A 16,680-nucleotide genomic window follows, 5' to 3' on the forward strand; every position below is an offset into this window, starting at 1 on the left:
CCGCCGCCCGGGGGCCTCCCCCGCGCGACCCTGCGGGCGGGCGTCTTTTGGCGCCATGCCGCGTCGCGCGTCGATCACGATGCATAATGCATCGCTCTCTCCTTGCTCCTTGCCTGGCGCCAAAATCCGCTCCGTCACGGTGCTGTCCTAGTCAAGTTTGGACCCTCATCACCCCATTGCCGCGATACGAGCCGCGCGGGAAGTGTGCTTGCGTCGATAAGCCCGCGTTCCTGCATCGAAACCTGCCCCAGCCTAACGTCTACGGTGAGCGCGAACCAGTGCGTCGTGACATCCGCCTGCTCCTGCGCGCGCTGATCCGCGGTGATCCCCAACAGCCCCGGCGCCTTCCAGATCGCATCGCGATCGGCATAGCCGTCGGACGGGCGCCGCATGAGCAGCGCGCGCGCCTGCCCGACGCTCATCGTATCGGGCAGCAGCATCGCGAACAGCGCCGCCTGTTCGGGCAGCAAGGTGTTGAAATTGATCACCGATCGTTCGGCGGCCGGCAGCGTGCAGATCCACGGGCGCAGCCGCGTGTAGGTCACGGCGGAAACCCCGGCGACCGCGCGTAACTCGCTCGGGTCGACCATCAATGTGGCGCCGGTGCGATAGCCCGGCTGCCCGCCGAGATAGGCTGAATCCTCGGCGCCGCCGGGCAAGGGGGTATCGTCGCTGTCGATCCAGTCCGCGGTCGCCGCGGCGATTCTCCCGCCGTTGGGCACGTCGATCAGCCGCATCAACCGCGCGAACTGCTCGACCGCCGGAGGATTCGCAGTATAGCGCCCGTCGCCGCCCCGGGTAACCAGGCTATTGAGATTGAAGCAATTACCGCCGTCGACCACCCGCGCGATCGCGGTCCCGTCGGGCACCGGCAGCGGGAACGGGCGGTTATACCAGCCGCCGGCGAGCGTGACCTTGCTCGCATCGCGCTGCAGCAGCGCGGTAATCCGCGTCGTCGCCAGCGTCTCGGCCGCCTGCGCATAGGCGCGCGCGCGATCGAGCATGATCGCATTGCCGCCGAGCCGGGTCGACAGGCGCAATTTCTCCAGCCCGGTCGCGGCCATCACCGCGATCACCGCGACGAGCAGCAGCACCGTCAGCAGCGCCGCGCCGCGCTCGCGCGCGGGGGGATCGATGCGCTTACCGGCCATGTTCGGCTTCCGGCGGCCCCTGTTCGTATCCGGTGCCGACGAGGAACAACTGGCGCAACATCGTGCCGTTGCGGCGGGTGACAGTCAGTTCCACCGCCTGCGGCAAGGCCGCGCCCTGCGTGCCGTCCCAGCGATCGCTCCACGCCCCGCGAAAGCGATAGCGCAGCGTCATCGCGCGCACGTCGCTGAGCATCGCGCCGGGCGGATAGGGCTCGGCGCCATCGAGCATCGGATAAGCGACGCGATCGATCGCCTCCTCTTCGAGCCGATATTCGACCTTTTGCAGCGACGGCCGCGCGGCGCCGTCGAGATTGCTCCACCCGCCGCGCACCAGCCGCACCGACGTGCCGGTGCCGACGAAGGCGGGCTGCATCACGCCGCGCTCGTCGCGATTGGGGCGTTCGACCGCCTGTGCGAAATCGGCGGACAGGATCGACGAAAGCCGCTCGACCGAATCCACATCGTCGAGCCGCGCCACCGCCGCGCCCTGCGCGCGGATGCTGAACGATAGCAACGCCACCCCCGCCGCCGCGATCATCCCGAAGATCAGCATCGCGATCAGCACTTCGACCAAAGTGAAGCCGTGTTCGGCGGAGCGCCCGGCGGGGGACGTGAAGCCGTGTTCGGCGGAATGCTCGCCGCGCGCGAAATAGAGGCCGTTCGCCCTGAGCCCGTCGAAGGGCGTCCTGCCGTCCGTGAGCGAGGGCCGCCCCTCGACAGGCTCAGGGCGAACGGGGGTGGACGGCATTTGCCTTGAGGTAGGTTGCTGGACCCCGGCTTTCGCCGGGGTGGAGGGGAAAGGCGCTCTCATCGTGCCGCCACCGCGTCGGGCGGGCGGACCATCGTCAGCCGGCCGAGCACGCGCCCGTCGCGATCGGCGACCGACACGTCGACGCGCATCACTTGCCCGTCGCCGATCGCGCGCACGTCGCGGACCCAATGCCAGTCGCGGCCGCCGTTCTGCTCATTGCCCTCGGCCTTGCCGGCCACCGGGGGCACGGTATCGGTGACCGCCTCGACCGCGACGTTGCGCGCGACGATCTGCGCCAGCAATGTCGAATCGAGCATCCCGGTCGAGCGGATCGTCGCACCCTCCAGCCGCACCAGCGCGAGCGCGGCGAGGCTGAATACGGTCAGCGCGACCATGATCTCGATCAAGGTGAAGCCGGCGGAATTGTGCTCCCGCGAAAGCGGTAGGCCAGACTGGGTCCCCGCCTTCGCCGGGACACAAGGAAGGGCGCGCACCGGATCGGGGCCGGGGCGACGCGGGGTAGCGCACGCCCTAGCCATCGACGTTCACCGTGCCGTCGGGATAGATCGTCACCGTCGCGCGCGCGCGTTCGCGCAGCAGCGGGATCGTCACCGGGCGATCGGCGGCGCCGGTGGTGTCGAAGGTGACGCGCGAACGCTCGGGGACGGCCACCGTCGTGCCGCGGCCCCATTCGGTCGCGCGCAGCGGCTTGTCGTCAATCGCGATCCAGCGGCCAGCCTCCCAACGATCGAAGCCATAGCCGCGCGGGGTGACCCACACGCTCGTCGGTCGCGCCTCGACGATCGCGCCGTCGCGCGCAGCACGGACGCGCACCGCAAAGCGCGCGCCCTCGTCAAGCACGCGGCCGCGCGGATCGGGCAAGGCCAGCACCGCCACCGCCGACGCCAGCGCGATCACGACGACGACGATCATCAACTCGATCAGGGTGAAGCCGGCGGAATTGCGCTCCCGCGAAGGCGGGAGCCCAGACCGGGTCCCCGCCTTCGCGGGGACACAAGGAACGACGCTCACCGGCGCAAGGCCGGGGTGACGGTTGGTGTGCCCCCCGTTCTTATTGCCAGGAGCCGATATCGGCATCGACGCCCTCGCCGCCTTCCTTGCCGTCGGCACCGAGGCTCCACACGTCGGCGGCGGAATGTTTCCCCGGCGATGCATAGAGATAGGGCCGGTTCCACGGATCGTTCGGCAGCTTCTTCAGATAGCCGCCGGCCTGATAGCGCCCCGCATCGACCCCCGACGGCGCGGTGACCAGCGCGCCGAGCCCCTGCGTCGTCGTCGGATAGCTGCCGACCTGGAGCTTATACATTTCGAGCGCCTGCTCGATATTGGCGATATCCGCCTTGGCTTTCTGGATCCGCGCGGTGTCGCCCGAGGGCAGCACGTTGATCGCGACGATCGTCGCGAGCAGCCCGATGATGACGATCACCACCATCAGCTCGACCAGGGTGAACCCCTCCTCGCTCTTGCGGCGGCGCTTTTTCTGTTCGGTCGACATCGGATTCCTCATTGGCCTGCAAGCGTGTTGAGCTGGAGAATCGGCAGCAGGATCGACAGCACGATCGTCGCCACCACGCCACCCATTATCACGATGATCGCCGGCTCGAGCAGCGAAAGCGCGGTGGCGGTGAAACGATCGAATTCGCGTTCGAGATAATCGGCGGCGCGCTCAAGCATCTCGTCGAGCCGCCCCGCCGCCTCGCCCGACGCGGCGAGATAGGTGAGCAGCGGCGGGAACACCCCGGTGCGCCGCATCGCGCCCGACAGGCTGCCGCCGCCGCGGATCGCCTCGGTAATCTCCTCCGAGGCGAGCTTGAGCCGGCGGTTGTGGATCGTCCCCCCGGTCAGCGCGAGCCCTTCGAGCAGCGGCAGCCGGCTCGCGACCATCGTCGCCAGCGTCCGCGCCATCCGCGCCGCATGAAGATCGCGCAGCAGCCGCCCGACGAACGGCACGCGCAGCAGGCGCGTATCGAACGCGAGCCGGATCGGCGGCTGGCGCAGTGCAAGCCACGCCAGCGCGCCGAGCGCGGCGAGCACGATCAGCATCGCCCACCACCAGCCGACCAGCAGGTGCGAAATCCCGATCACGATCCGCGTCAGCAGCGGCAATTGCTGCCCCACGGTATCGAATTGCTCGACCACCTGCGGCACGACGAACGCCATCAGCGCCAGCACCACGCCCATCGCCACGACCGCAAGGATCGCGGGATACGTGAGCGCAGTCAGCATCTTGCCGCGGATTTCCGCCTGCCGTTCGAGCAATAGCGCAAGCCGGTCGAGGATCGTCGGCAAGGTGCCCGAGCTTTCGCCTGCCGCGACCATCGCGCGATAGAGCGAGGGAAAACTGCGCGGCTCGCGCGCCATCGCATCGGCCAGCCGCCGCCCCTCGACCACGCCGGCATGGACTTGCGAGACGATCGCGCGGACGCTCTCCTGCTCGGTCTGGCGGGTGATCGTGCGGAGCGATTCCTCGAGCGGCGAGACGCGGTTCAACGTCGCGAGCTGGCGGGTGAACAACGTGAGCTGCTTGGTCGACATGCGCGCGCTGAGGATGCGCAGCCCGAACAACGGCCGCCCGCGCGCGGCACGCCCCGCCCCCGGCTCGACCTTGACGACATAGAGCCGCCGCCGATCGAGCATCGCGCGCGCCGCCTCGGCATCGGGCGCCGCGATATGCCCACGCGTCTCGTTGCCGCGCTTGTCGATCGCGAGATAGTCGAAATCAGCCATTATGCCCCGTCGTCACCCCGTCATTCCCGCGAAGGCGGGAATCCATTGACGCTGAGGGTGCGGCTAGATCCGACAGGCCAGCCAGAATGGAGCCCCGCCTTCGCGGGGATGACGGCGGTTTCGGGCACCCCGATGCCTCAAACATCGAGCACCTCTTCCACGTCCATCGCATCGCGCCGCGAGACGCGTACCGCTTCCTCGGGGGTGGTCACCCCCTGCTCGACCAGCCGCCGCGCCGCATCGGCCAGCGTCTCGTTGACCGCGAAGGCGTGGCGCGCGATCGCCACTTCGTCGGCGCCTTCGTTGATGAGGCGACGGATCGTATCGTCGACGCGCACCGCCTCGAACACCCCGACGCGCCCCTTATAACCGGTATGCGCGCATTCGCCGCAGCCGACCGACTCGTAGACGATCGTATCCGCCGGGATGCCGAGCAGGCTCGACACGCTGTCCCCCGCCGGCACCGCGTGACGGCACACCGGGCACAGCCGCCGCACCAGCCGCTGCGCCACCACCGCGCGCAGCGTGGAGGCGAGCAGGAACGGCTCGACCTTCATGTCGCGCATCCGGGTGATCGCGCCGACCGCGTCATTGGTGTGGACGGTCGAGAGCACGAGATGCCCGGTGAGCGACGCCTGCACCGCGATCTCGGCGGTTTCGCGGTCGCGGATTTCGCCGACCATCACCACATCGGGGTCCTGGCGCAGGATCGCGCGCAGCCCCGCGGCGAAGGTCAGCCCGACGCGCGGGTTGATCTGCGTCTGCCCCACCCCGTCGACCGCATATTCGACCGGGTCCTCGACCGTCAGGATATTGCGCGCGCCATCGTTGAGCATGCGCAGCGCGGCATAGAGCGTGGTGGTCTTGCCGCTGCCGGTCGGGCCGGTGACGAGCACGATCCCGTTGGGCTCGTGGATCGCATGATCGATCAGATTGTGCATCCGCTCGCTCATCCCGAGCGCGTCGAGATCGATCCCGGCATTCTCCTTGTCGAGAATACGCAGCACCACCCGCTCCCCCGCGCGGCTCGGCAAAGTGGAGACGCGCACGTCGAGCAATTTGCCGCCCAATGTCAGCCCCATGCGCCCGTCCTGCGGCACGCGGCGCTCGGCGATGTCGAGCCGCGCCATCACCTTGATGCGGCTGACCACCACCGGGGCGACATGCGGCGGCATCCGCAACGTCTCGCGCAGCACGCCGTCGATCCGCATCCGGACGACCAGCCCGGTCTCATAGGGCTCGATATGGATATCGCTGACATTGTGCCGCGCGGCATCGGCGATCACGCCGTTGATCAGCCGGATCGCGGGGGCGTCATCGGCGGTGTCGAGCAGGTCTTCGGCGGTCGGGATGCCGTCGGCCAGCAGATCAAGCTCGTCGCCCATCCCCACCGCGGCCAGCGCGGTCGCCTGTCCGTCCATCGCATAGATATTGCCGAGCAGCCGGTCGAACGCGGCTTTCTCCAGCACCTCGACATCGAACGGGCGCCCGACGACGCGCCGCACCTCGATCAGCGCCGCGGCGTCGGCGCCGTCGCGCAGCGCGACGCGCTCGCCGTCGAAGATCACCCCGAAGCGGCGTGCAAAGGCATAAGGCAGCTGGACCGGCGGGACGATGCCGGCAAGCGGCGCGGCACCCTCGTCGACCGGGGGCAGCGGCGCTTCCTCGGCCGGCGCGGTCATCGCTCCTTCCCGCGCTTGATCACCGTGGTCGAGCTGCGCTGCACCGGCACGTTGACCCGCGGATCCTCGATATTGCCGGGGATCGGGGCGGACGGGATCGGCGGCGCCGCGCCCATATAATCGCGCACCAGCTCGTCGATCGAGGGCTCGCGCGACGGGTCCGACAGGCCCTGCTTGAGCCGGAGATAGCCGTAGCGCTGCTCGGTCACGCGGCGATTGTCCTCCGGGGTGCGCAGGATCGTCGGGCGGATGAACACCATCAGATTGGTCTTGGTGCGCGTCTTGGCCTTCGAGCGGAACAGCTGGCCGAGCCCCGGAATGTCCCCGAGCAACGGGATTTTCTCGATCGTCCGCCGCTCATTATCGTCGAGCAGCCCGCCGATGATCGCGATCTGCCCGTCGTCGACGGTCAGCGTCGTCTCCACCTCGCGCTTGTTGAGGATCAGATCCGAATTGTCGCTGGAAACCGGCCCGGCGATCGAGCTGACCTGCTGGTGCAGGAACAATTTGATCGACCCCGACGAATTGACCTGCGGCCGCACCTCGAGCTGGATGCCGACATTCTCGCGCTGGACGGTGCGGAAGGCATTGTCGAAATTCTGGCTCAGCGCCTGCCCCGTGGTGATCGGGATTTCCTGCCCGACGAGGATGCGCGCTTCCTGATTGTCGAGCGTGATCAGGCTCGGCGCCTGGAGCAGATTCGACGTATTGTCCGATTTCACCGCGTTGATGATCGCGCCGAAGATCGTGTCGCCGATCTTCCCGCCCCAGCCGGCAAGCCCGCCGCTCGTCCCGAGGATCGAATTGACCGCCTGTTGCGCCAGCGCGTCGCTGATCGAATTGTTGGTCTGGGTGACGGTCGTCTGCCCGTTGACCGTTGTGGTGGTGGTCGCGAGCTGGCGCGCGCCGATCGCACCCGCGACGGTGAGCAGATTGGGCGCCGAGCTGGAGAAGCTCGTCGCGCCGAATGCCCCGCCCTTCAGATTGCCGAGCAGGAACTGGAAGCCGAGCTTGTTCGCGGTGGTATCCGAAACCTCGGCGACGATCGCCTCGACCAGCACCTGTTCGCGCCGCGTATCGAGCTGGCGCACCACCTCCGAAAGCTGGCGCTGGATATCCGCCGGGGCGGCGATGACGATCGCATTCGCCCCGGTGAAGCGCGTCACCACCGCCGGCGCGCGCCCGCCCTGGGCGGAGATCGCCGCCTGCCCCGCCGCCCCGCCGCCGGGGGCGGCCTGCGACTGGGTCTGCGACGGCGCCATCGCCATCGGCGCATTGTTGCCCGAACGCCCGCCGCCGTTGGCCGAGGTGCCGCCGAAATTCGATTGCGACAGCGTGTTCTGCGGAATCTGGTCGGGCGCCTGGCCGACGAGCTGCTGGAGCACCGGCAGCAATTGCGCGGCATCGGCGTGCTCGAGGAAGACGACGCGGATCTCGGTGCCGCTCTTCGCCTTCTGATCGAGATCGAGCGCGACCTGCGCCAGCCGCGCGACGGTGGAGGGATCGCCGCGCAGCGCGATCGAATTGGCGCCGTCGACCGCGACCACGCTGGTCGGCTGCCCGCCGCCCGCCGCCGGATTGCCGACCAGCGCCTGGAGCGCGGTGGCGACGTCGCGCGCGCCGGCGTTCTTGAGCGCGATCACCCGCGTCGCGGCACCGTCGGTATCGATCCGCTTGAGTACCTCGCGCACGCGGCGGACGTTATCGGCAAAATCGGCGACGACGAGCGAATTGCCGCCGCGATTGGCGGTGAGCGAGCCTTGCGGGCTGACCAGCGGCCGCACCGTATCGACCGCCGATTGCGCGTCGATCGAACGCAGCCGGACGATCTCGGTCACGAACTGGTTGCGCGCCGCGCCGGAGAGCCCGACGCGCCCCGGCTGGGCGGCGGCATTTTCCATCGGCTGGACGCGCAACGCGCCGTTGCTGGTCGGCACCGCGACCAGCCCGTTGGCGCGCAGCGTCGAGAGGAACACCTCGAAATATTCGGATTTGCTCAGCGGGCGATCGGTCACCACCGTCACCTTGCCCTGCACGCGGCCGTCGATGATGAACACGCGGCCGGTCACCTTCGCCGCATCGGCGATGAAGGCGCGGATATCGGCGTCGCGCACGTTGAGCGTGGTCTGCGCGGCGACCGGGGCGGCAAGCGCCAGTGCGATGCCGCTGGCGAAACAGAGCAGCCTCATTGCGGCGCCACCGCGAGACTGAGCGGGATCGACTGGCCGTCGCGCTGCACGGTCAGCGAGAGCGTGCCGCCGCCGTTCAACCCGCCGGCGATGATATCCAGATCGGCCGGATTGCTGATCGACCGACCCCCAACTGCGGTGATGATGTCACCCTCCTTCAATCCGGCGGCGCGAAACGCGGCGCCGGAACCTTGCGAACGTACGACGAGGCCGGCGATCTTGCCGCCCTCGATACGCGGCACGAAACCGACCTCGGCGCGGAACCGACTGATCGTGATCCCGCCCCCCGGCGGGGGGTTGCCCGCCACCGGCGGCGGCACGGCGCCCGGCGCCGGCGCGACGCCAGGCGACACCGCATTCGCCGTCCCGGCCGACTGATCGAGGAACAGATCCTCGCGCGCACCGCCGCGATCGATCGTCACGTGATCGAACGCGACTTCCTTCAGCGTCACCCCGGGGATGATCTCCTCTCCGACGGCGACGCTTTTCTGGATGCCGTCGGGGCCGGCGATGATCGCCGAGCCGCGCCCGCTGGCCTCGTCGACGCGCGTGCCGAACAAGGTCAGGCGCAGCGAGGTGACCACGGCCGGCGCATCGCCGCCGCCCTCCAACCGATAGAAAGGATCGAACCCGCGCAGCACGTCGCCCGGCGCGGCGGGGATCGTCGGCACGCTCGCGCGCCATTCGCCGACCGGGGCGACCGGCGTCACCGCCACCCACACCAGCCGCGCGGCCTGAAAAGCGAGCAGCCCGAGCAGGACCAGCTCGGCCGCCGAATAGACGCTGGGGATCGGCAATCTCTGCATGATCGCCCGCGCCCGGGCGTCGAACTTCAACTTCATCTAACGCCCATCCCGCGCACCCCACGGCGCGACACTACCGCGAGACGGGCGGCTTGGGTATAGTTATCAGACGATAAAGCCCTGCATCGCACCGCGATCTCGCGGCAACACGGCGAGAATTGCCCCGTAATGAGGATCGGTCGCGCGCGATTTCATGCGCGGTTCATCGCGGGGCACGGCGCGGCTTGTCCGCTGCTATGACGCAAAATGCCGCCGACATCGCAGGATGACGTTCCACGCATCACGCCTGCTACATATCACCTAAGGTCTTCCGCCACGGGCGTCGCGCTTGCCGCCCGAAATCCCGGCTTGGGCTGGGATGACAGGGCCATGCAAAGAAAAAACCGGCCGGTCCGATTGGACCGACCGGCTTTCATTTCCGTGGACCGGAAAGCGTCTTAGGCAGTCGCGAGCGTCGTGCTGCGACGGCGACGCATCGCGCCGGCCACACCGCCGAAGCCGAGGATCATCAGACCCCAGGTCGCCGGCTCGGGAACCCCGCCCGAGCTGAGCGAGAAGGTGCCCTGATAGTCGCGCGCCGACCCACCGGTCTGGCCGATACGGCCGGCATAGGTGTAGCCGCCGACCAGATTGGTCGTGCCGCGCGTCCAGTCGAACGAGTCGAGCGTGTACTTCACGCCGTTGAGGATGCCCGAACCGGTGAGCCCGACGAACTCCTGGGTGCCCGGGGTGTACTTCCCGGTGAGCGTGAGGGACTTGCCCGCCTCGGTCAGCACCAGCGTGAGGTTATAATAAGGATCGGAGTTGGTGTAGTGGGCGCTCGCCCCCGTCGGCCAACCGTCACCGGTGATCTGGAAGTCGCCGTCGGTCGCCAGACCGCCCAGCGAAATCCCCGAGAAATTGTCGTTCGAGTTCACGTAACCCTGGTCGGTGGGGTGACGGATGAACAGGTTGTAGAAGCTGTCAGCGGTCGTGTTCCACACCGTACCCGTCGGGCCGGTGACCGATGCGGACGTGAGAACCGGGACGGCCGATGCCGGCAGGGCAGCGAACGCGACGGCAGCAGCAGTGATCTTCAGAAAAGCACGCATATACGATCCCCTATTTGTGAGCGCGGGCAAGCGACCGTGGTTGATCTTGTGGCTTGGCAGTCAAATACCTGAGCGCCAAATTGGTTTCAACGAGATTAACCAAAATTGCCCGATAAATCTTCGGCATAGGAGGTCCCGCTTTGGGACAAGCATTTGCCGTGGCGGCGGGGGATATGACGGGCGTGCCGGTCGGGTCGTTCAGCGGGGCTCGGAAGCTGCGCGACGCGGCGCTGGTGCCGGGCTTGTCGAAGGGCGCACCCCTCGAACGGCGGGGGCGGGGCGGCGACAAGGCAGGCGCGAATGAGGATAAAGTCGGCCGAATTTGGAGCGTCGGGCCAGCACGGATCGGCTTTCAGGACTCCGCTGCCCTTAATCCGCGCGCGCCCTGCGCCGGAGTGGTGGTCCCCCATCGTGTGTCCCGCGAAGGGCCCGCATCAAAGTATTACTTTGATGGGAACCCAAGGGGGGCCCCCAGTCTGGGCTCCCGCCTTCGCGGGAGCACAATTCGCGGAAGCACAAGGGGACGGCAAGCGACCGGCGATCCCAGCCTTTCGCGGGGACGACGGGTTCCCGAACCGCCGGCGCCTATCCCGTGGTTGGAGAAATCAGCCCAGCGCGGGCGCTGTCTTGCGCCGAACGCGCATCGTGCCTGCCACCGCGCCGAAACCGATGATCATCATCGCCCAGGTCGACGGCTCGGGGACCGAGGCCGCACTGAGCGTGAACGCGCCCTGATAATCGGACAACGAACCGCTCGGCTGGCCGGCATAAGTGGCGCTGCCTACGCTATACGAACCGACCAGGTTCGACATGCCGCGCATCCAGTTGAAATTGGTCAGCGTGTATTCCACGCCCTCGAAACGCGCCGTGGCGTTGGTCACCGTGAACGCGCCCGTCGCGCCGTCGAGATTGCCGCTCAACCATTGCGACACCCCGTCGTGAGCGATTTCGACCGCCAGATTGTAGACGGGGTCGGAATTGCCGCTCCTGCTGTTCGTCGGAAAGCCGTCCCCGATCAGCAGATAGTCCGACGCCCGGTTCGTAAAGATATGCGTCGGCGAAAAATCGTCGTTCGGATTCACCTGCTTGCCGACAGGATGCTGGATGAACAGCGTATAGTTGTTATCGACCGCGGTGTTCCAAGTCGTTCCGGTATCACTACCGGAAACGGTGATCGAGTTGATCATTACCGGCGTGGCGACAGCCGGGATAGCAGTAAAAACACCTGAAACGGCGGCAGCTTTCAGAAACATGCGCATGATCATCCCCTGTCACTAATTCCGAACGCGCGACGCCCGATTGTGATTTCTCTTCTGCGATCAGGGGGGTATTTTCAGGACTTCCTACAATCAAGGAAGGTTAACGACAATTTACGATGATACAATTTGCGAGTTCCCGCCTTCCACCGCCGCAAATCACTGCAGCCACGGCGAAAAATAACAAAAACCCGCCGATCGGGATCGATCGACGGGCTTTGCTGAAATGGTGGGCGCGACAGGGATTGAACCTGTGACCCCACCCGTGTGAAGGGTGTGCTCTACCGCTGAGCTACGCGCCCGATCGCCCTGAGGGCCAAACCGGAAGCGGGCCTTTAGGCGCGGGAATCGCGCCTGTCCAGCCCGCGATCATTTCAGTTGAGAGAATCCTTCAAAACCTTCCCGGCCTTGAACTTGGGCTGGGTCGAGGCCTTGATCGTCATCGGCTCGCCGGTGCGCGGGTTGCGCCCGGTGGACGCCTTGCGCTTGGAGACCGCGAACGTGCCAAAGCCCACCAGGCGCACTTCGTCGCCCTTCTTCAGGCTGGCCGAGATGGTGTCGAACACGGCCTCGACAGCCCGGCTGGCATCACCCTTGCCGAGGCCGGAAGCGTTCGCCACCGCCGCGATCAGTTCCTGCTTGTTCATGTCCAGTAACCCCCATGTGCTGGAAAGTGGGATATAAAAATGGATTCGCGGCCACGCGGCCGATCCGCACAGTAATGCGCGTGGTTCGTCTGCTGTCAAACGAATCCGCCAAGATCGCGACGAACACCCTCCGCGACGGACCTATCTGGCCCGCCGCGGATGAGTCGTTGTCAATGATGCAACTCGCCACCGGCCGGCGCAATAGGCGCCGGCGGCAGGGCCGCCAGTTCATCCGCATCGGTCCAATCGATCGCTTCGAGCGGATCGGTCAGCGCGAGTCGCAGCACCTCGTCGACGTGCGAAACGGGGATGATTTTCAGCCCCTCGCGGATGTTCTTGGGGATTTCGGCGAGATCCTTCTCATTCTCCTGCGGGATCAGCACCGTCTCGATCCCGCCGCGCAGCGCGGCGAGCAGCTTTTCCTTCAACCCGCCGATCGGCAGCACGCGGCCGCGCAGCGTGACCTCGCCGGTCATCGCCACCTCGCGCCGCACCGGCACCCCGGTGAGCGTCGAGACGATCGAGGTGACGATCCCGATCCCCGCCGACGGCCCGTCCTTGGGCACCGCGCCCTCGGGCAAGTGGATGTGGATGTCCTTGCGGTTGAACAGGCTCGGCTTGATCCCGAACGAGGGCGCGCGCGCCTGGACGAAGCTGAAGGCGGCCTGGACCGATTCCTTCATCACGTCGCCGAGCTTGCCGGTGGTCTTCACCGCGCCCTTGCCGGGTACGGTGACGCTCTCGATCGTCAGCAATTCGCCGCCCACCTCGGTCCAGGCGAGCCCGGTGACCGCGCCGATCTGATTCTCCTGCTCGGACAGGCCGTGGCGATATTTCTGCACCCCGGCGAATTCGTGGAGGTTTTCCGGCGTGATCGTCACCGTCGTGGCCTTGCCCTCAAGGATCCGGCGCAGCGCCTTGCGGACCAATTTGGCGATCTCGCGTTCGAGCGTGCGCACCCCGGCCTCGCGGGTGTAGCGCTGGATCAGCGCGCGCAGCCCCTCGTTGGTCAGCGTGAACTCGCCGTCCTTGAGCCCGTGCGCCTCGACCTGCTTGGCGATCAGGTGCCGCTCGGCGATCTCGACCTTCTCGTCCTCGGTATAGCCTTCGAGGCGGATGATCTCCATCCGATCGAGCAGCGGCTGCGGCAGATTCAGCGTGTTCGCGGTGGTGACGAACATCACGTCCGAAAGATCGATGTCGATCTCCAGATAGTGATCGTTGAACTTGCTGTTCTGTTCGGGGTCGAGCACCTCGAGCAGCGCCGAGGCGGGATCGCCGCGGAAATCCTGCCCGAGCTTGTCGATTTCATCGAGCAGGAACAGCGGGTTCGACGTCCCTGCCTTGCGCAAATTGGTGACGATCTTGCCCGGCAGCGAGCCGATATAGGTCCGCCGGTGGCCGCGGATCTCGGCCTCGTCGCGCACCCCGCCCAGCGACTGGCGGATGAATTCGCGCCCGGTCGCCTTGGCGATCGACTTGCCCAAGCTGGTCTTGCCCACGCCCGGCGGGCCGACGAGGCACAGGATCGGTCCTTTCAGCTTGTTGGTCCGCGCCTGCACCGCGAGATATTCGACGATGCGGTCCTTGACCTTCTCGAGCGCGTAATGATCCTCGTCGAGGATCGCCTGCGCCGCGGCGATGTCCTTCTTGAGCTTGGACTTCTTGCCCCACGGCAGCCCAAGCAGCACGTCGAGATAATTGCGCACCACCGTCGCCTCGGCGGACATCGGCGCCATCGTCTTGAGCTTCTTGAGCTCGGCGGTGGCCTTGGCGCGCGCTTCCTTCGACAGGCGGAGCGTGGCGATCTTCTGGGTCAGCTCGGCGATCTCGTCGCCCTCGCCGTCCTCGCCCTCATTGCCCAGCTCGCGCTGGATCGCCTTGAGCTGCTCGTTGAGATAATATTCGCGCTGCGTCTTCTCCATCTGGCGCTTGACGCGGCTCTTGATCTTGCGCTCGACCTGCAGCACGCCGAGCTCGCCCTCCATGAAGGCATAGACCATCTCCAGCCGCTTGGCCGGATCGGTCTCGACCAGCAGCGACTGCTTGTCGGCGACCTTGATCGCGATATTGCCGGCCACCGCATCGGCGAGGCGCGCCGCCTCCTCGATCTCGGCGAGCTGCACCGCGGTCTCCGCCGGCAGCTTGCGGTTGAGCTTGGCGTAATTCTCGAACTGGTCGACCACCGAGCGCATCAGCGCGCTCACCTCGGTGCCTTCGGCGGGCTGGTCGTCGACCGGCGCGACCGTGGCGCTGAGATAGCCGTCGGCCTCGCTCAGCTCGCCGAGCCGGCCGCGCGTCTTGCCCTCGACGAGCACGCGCACCGTGCCGTCGGGGAGCTTGAGGAGCTGGAGGACGGTGGCGGTGACGCCGATGTCGTAGAGATCATCTTCCTTGGGATCGTCCTGCGCGGGATCGAGCTGCGCGACGAGGAAAATCTCCTTGTCGCCGCCCATTGCTGCCTCCAGCGCGGCGACCGACTTGTCGCGGCCGACGAACAACGGCACGATCATCTGGGGGAAGACGACGATGTCACGCAGCGGAAGAACGGGAAAAGTCTGGGTCATGGATACTCCACAGCCGCCCCGGCCGGGCGGCGTTCACGGCTTATATGGTGTCTCGGACGATTGCATCAATCTTGGCGTGCGCCGCGGGTGACGATCCTATTGGCTCTGGCCGCCAACGCCGCCGCCGTTGCCGCCGGGCTGCCGGCAAAGGGGATGCCGCCGCTCACCGAACAGACGCAGCGTTCGGGCGGGCCGATCGACCCCGATCAGGCGAAGCTGGCGTTCGATCACGCCGATCTGTCGTTCGAGGTCTATCCCGACAAACGCCAGTTGAGCGGCATCGCCGCGCTCACCTTCACCGCGCGCGCGGCGACCGATCGCGTCGTGCTCGATCTCGATCGCAACCTGCCGGTCTCGGCGATCGCGGTCGATGACGTCGGGCTGCCCAGGACGGCGTGGCGCAACCCCGAGGGGCGGCTGACGATCGCCCTGCCCCACCCGCTCGCCGCGGGCGCGCGCGCCACGGTGCGGATCAGCTACGGCGGCACCCCGCATGTCGCGCTCAACGCGCCGTGGGACGACGGAATGGTCTGGTCGCGCACCCCCGACAAGCGCGCGTGGGTCGCCTCGACCACCGAGGGTTATGGCTGCGACCTGCTGTGGCCGTGCCTCGATTTTCCGACCGGCGAGCCGGGGTCGGTCGATCTCCACGTCACCGTGCCCAAGGGGCTGAAGGCGCCCGCCAATGGCGTGCTCACCGGCGTCGATACCCTGCCCGACGGCCGGACGCGCTGGAACTGGCACGCGCGCCAGCCCAACACCTATGCGATCGCGCTCAATGTCGGGCCGTATGAGGAATTGTCGGGCAGCTACCACAGCCGCTTCGGCAACACGATCGCGCTGCATTATTGGTATCTGCCCGGCGAGGAGAAGCAGGCGCGCGCGCTGTTCGCCGAATTCGCCCCCGCGCTCGATTTCTTCGAAAGCGTGATCGGCCCCTATCCGTTCGGCGACGAGAAGGTCGGGGTGGTCGAAACCCCGTACAAGGGAATGGAGCACCAGACGATCAACGCCTATGGCAACGAATATGCCAAGGCGCCCGAGGGGTTCGACTGGCTGTTCCAGCACGAATTCGCGCACGAATGGTTCGGCAACCAGATGACCGCCGCCGACTGGGACGATTATTGGCTCCACGAGGGGTTCGCGAGCTACATGCAGCCGCTCTACGGCCGCTGGCGCGAGGGCGAGGCGCGCTACATCGTGCTGCTCGACCAGCAGCGCAATCTGATCGCCAACCGCATGCCCGTCGTCTCCGGCCGGTCGCGCACCGAGGAGGATGTCTACAAGGTCGAACGCGGCGGGCCGGGCGCCGACATCTATTACAAGGCAGGGTGGATGCTTCACACGCTGCGCTGGCTGATCGGCGACCAGGCCTTTTTCGACGCGACGCGCCGGCTGGTCTATGGCCGCCCCGATCCGCGGCCGGGCAATTTCACCCCGCGCTATGCGTCGACCGCCGATTTCGAGCGCGACGTGCATGCGGCGAGCGGGCGCGATCTCGGGTGGCTCTTCGACGCCTATCTGCGCCGCGCCGCGCTCCCCGAACTGGTCGAGACGCGCGACGGTGACCGGCTGACGCTCGAATGGCGCGCGGGCGGGGCGTTTCCGATGCCGATCGAGCTGTCGGTCGACGGCGCGGTGCAGCGCGTGGACCTGCCCGGCGGCAAGGCGGTGCTGACGGTGCCGGCCGGCGCGCAGGTCGTGATCGACCCGATGGCGCGGGTGCTGCGCCGGTCGGAGGCGATCGAGCAATATCAGGCGTGGCGCGACCGACCGGCGCCGGCGAAATAGCGGT

14 protein-coding genes and 1 tRNA gene are annotated in these 16,680 nt (G+C 67.2%); 1 reads left to right on the forward strand and 14 read right to left on the reverse strand.

Going from position 1 to position 16,680, the window contains the following annotated elements; genetic code table 11:
* Positions 1-134 precede the first annotated feature (134 nt).
* From gspK to lon, 14 genes are all read right to left on the reverse strand, one after another.
* Positions 135-1,151 carry a type II secretion system minor pseudopilin GspK gene (gspK, locus tag NED98_RS15690; protein ID WP_265313610.1) on the reverse strand — a complete coding sequence of 339 codons (1,017 nt, stop codon included), beginning with the start codon at positions 1,149-1,151 and terminating at the stop codon, positions 135-137.
* Complete coding sequence (gspJ, locus tag NED98_RS15695) at positions 1,141-1,899, reverse strand: type II secretion system minor pseudopilin GspJ (RefSeq protein WP_265313611.1); 759 nt, start codon at positions 1,897-1,899, stop codon at positions 1,141-1,143. The genes gspK and gspJ overlap by 11 nt, the downstream gene beginning before the upstream one ends.
* 59 nt (positions 1,900-1,958) lie before the next feature.
* Entirely contained in the window at positions 1,959-2,396 is a 438-nt protein-coding gene (gspI, locus tag NED98_RS15700; protein WP_432423336.1) for a type II secretion system minor pseudopilin GspI, read from the reverse strand.
* Between the two features lie 37 nt (positions 2,397-2,433).
* Positions 2,434-2,934: a GspH/FimT family pseudopilin gene (locus tag NED98_RS15705; RefSeq protein ID WP_349293269.1), complete on the reverse strand. Its 501-nt coding sequence runs from the start codon at positions 2,932-2,934 to the stop codon at positions 2,434-2,436.
* 40 nt (positions 2,935-2,974) lie between these two features.
* Entirely contained in the window at positions 2,975-3,418 is a 444-nt protein-coding gene (gene gspG / locus NED98_RS15710) for a type II secretion system major pseudopilin GspG (protein ID WP_179512036.1), read from the reverse strand.
* An 8-nt stretch (positions 3,419-3,426) separates the two neighbouring features.
* On the reverse strand, positions 3,427-4,650 hold the full coding sequence (gspF, locus tag NED98_RS15715) for a type II secretion system inner membrane protein GspF (RefSeq protein ID WP_265268910.1): 1,224 nt from the start codon (positions 4,648-4,650) through the stop codon (positions 3,427-3,429).
* A gap of 137 nt (positions 4,651-4,787) precedes the next feature.
* Positions 4,788-6,332: a GspE/PulE family protein gene (locus tag NED98_RS15720; protein ID WP_265313613.1), complete on the reverse strand. Its 1,545-nt coding sequence runs from the start codon at positions 6,330-6,332 to the stop codon at positions 4,788-4,790.
* On the reverse strand, positions 6,329-8,521 hold the full coding sequence (gspD, locus tag NED98_RS15725) for a type II secretion system secretin GspD (RefSeq protein WP_265313614.1): 2,193 nt from the start codon (positions 8,519-8,521) through the stop codon (positions 6,329-6,331). The genes NED98_RS15720 and gspD overlap by 4 nt, the downstream gene beginning before the upstream one ends.
* Complete coding sequence (locus tag NED98_RS15730; protein WP_265313615.1) at positions 8,518-9,363, reverse strand: type II secretion system protein N; 846 nt, start codon at positions 9,361-9,363, stop codon at positions 8,518-8,520. Before NED98_RS15730 ends, gspD begins: the two co-directional genes overlap by 4 nt.
* A gap of 398 nt (positions 9,364-9,761) precedes the next feature.
* On the reverse strand, positions 9,762-10,415 hold the full coding sequence (locus tag NED98_RS15735; RefSeq protein WP_179512041.1) for a PEPxxWA-CTERM sorting domain-containing protein: 654 nt from the start codon (positions 10,413-10,415) through the stop codon (positions 9,762-9,764).
* Between the two features lie 605 nt (positions 10,416-11,020).
* Entirely contained in the window at positions 11,021-11,674 is a 654-nt protein-coding gene (locus tag NED98_RS15740; protein ID WP_265313616.1) for a PEPxxWA-CTERM sorting domain-containing protein, read from the reverse strand.
* Between the two features lie 224 nt (positions 11,675-11,898).
* A tRNA-Val gene (locus NED98_RS15745) sits at positions 11,899-11,973 on the reverse strand.
* 72 nt (positions 11,974-12,045) lie between these two features.
* The gene (locus tag NED98_RS15750; protein WP_179512043.1) at positions 12,046-12,318 is read right to left on the reverse strand and encodes an HU family DNA-binding protein; all 273 of its coding nucleotides are present in this window, start codon (positions 12,316-12,318) and stop codon (positions 12,046-12,048) included.
* A 170-nt stretch (positions 12,319-12,488) separates the two neighbouring features.
* Positions 12,489-14,885 carry an endopeptidase La gene (lon, locus tag NED98_RS15755; RefSeq protein WP_265313617.1) on the reverse strand — a complete coding sequence of 799 codons (2,397 nt, stop codon included), beginning with the start codon at positions 14,883-14,885 and terminating at the stop codon, positions 12,489-12,491.
* A gap of 153 nt (positions 14,886-15,038) precedes the next feature.
* Between lon and NED98_RS15760 the strand changes: the two genes are divergently transcribed.
* On the forward strand, positions 15,039-16,676 hold the full coding sequence (locus NED98_RS15760) for a M1 family metallopeptidase (RefSeq protein WP_265313689.1): 1,638 nt from the start codon (positions 15,039-15,041) through the stop codon (positions 16,674-16,676).
* The last annotated feature ends 4 nt before the right edge of the window (positions 16,677-16,680 follow it).

The sequence above is a fragment of the Sphingomonas lycopersici genome, from assembly GCF_026130605.1.
Taxonomy (GTDB): Bacteria; Pseudomonadota; Alphaproteobacteria; order Sphingomonadales; family Sphingomonadaceae; genus Sphingomonas; species Sphingomonas lycopersici.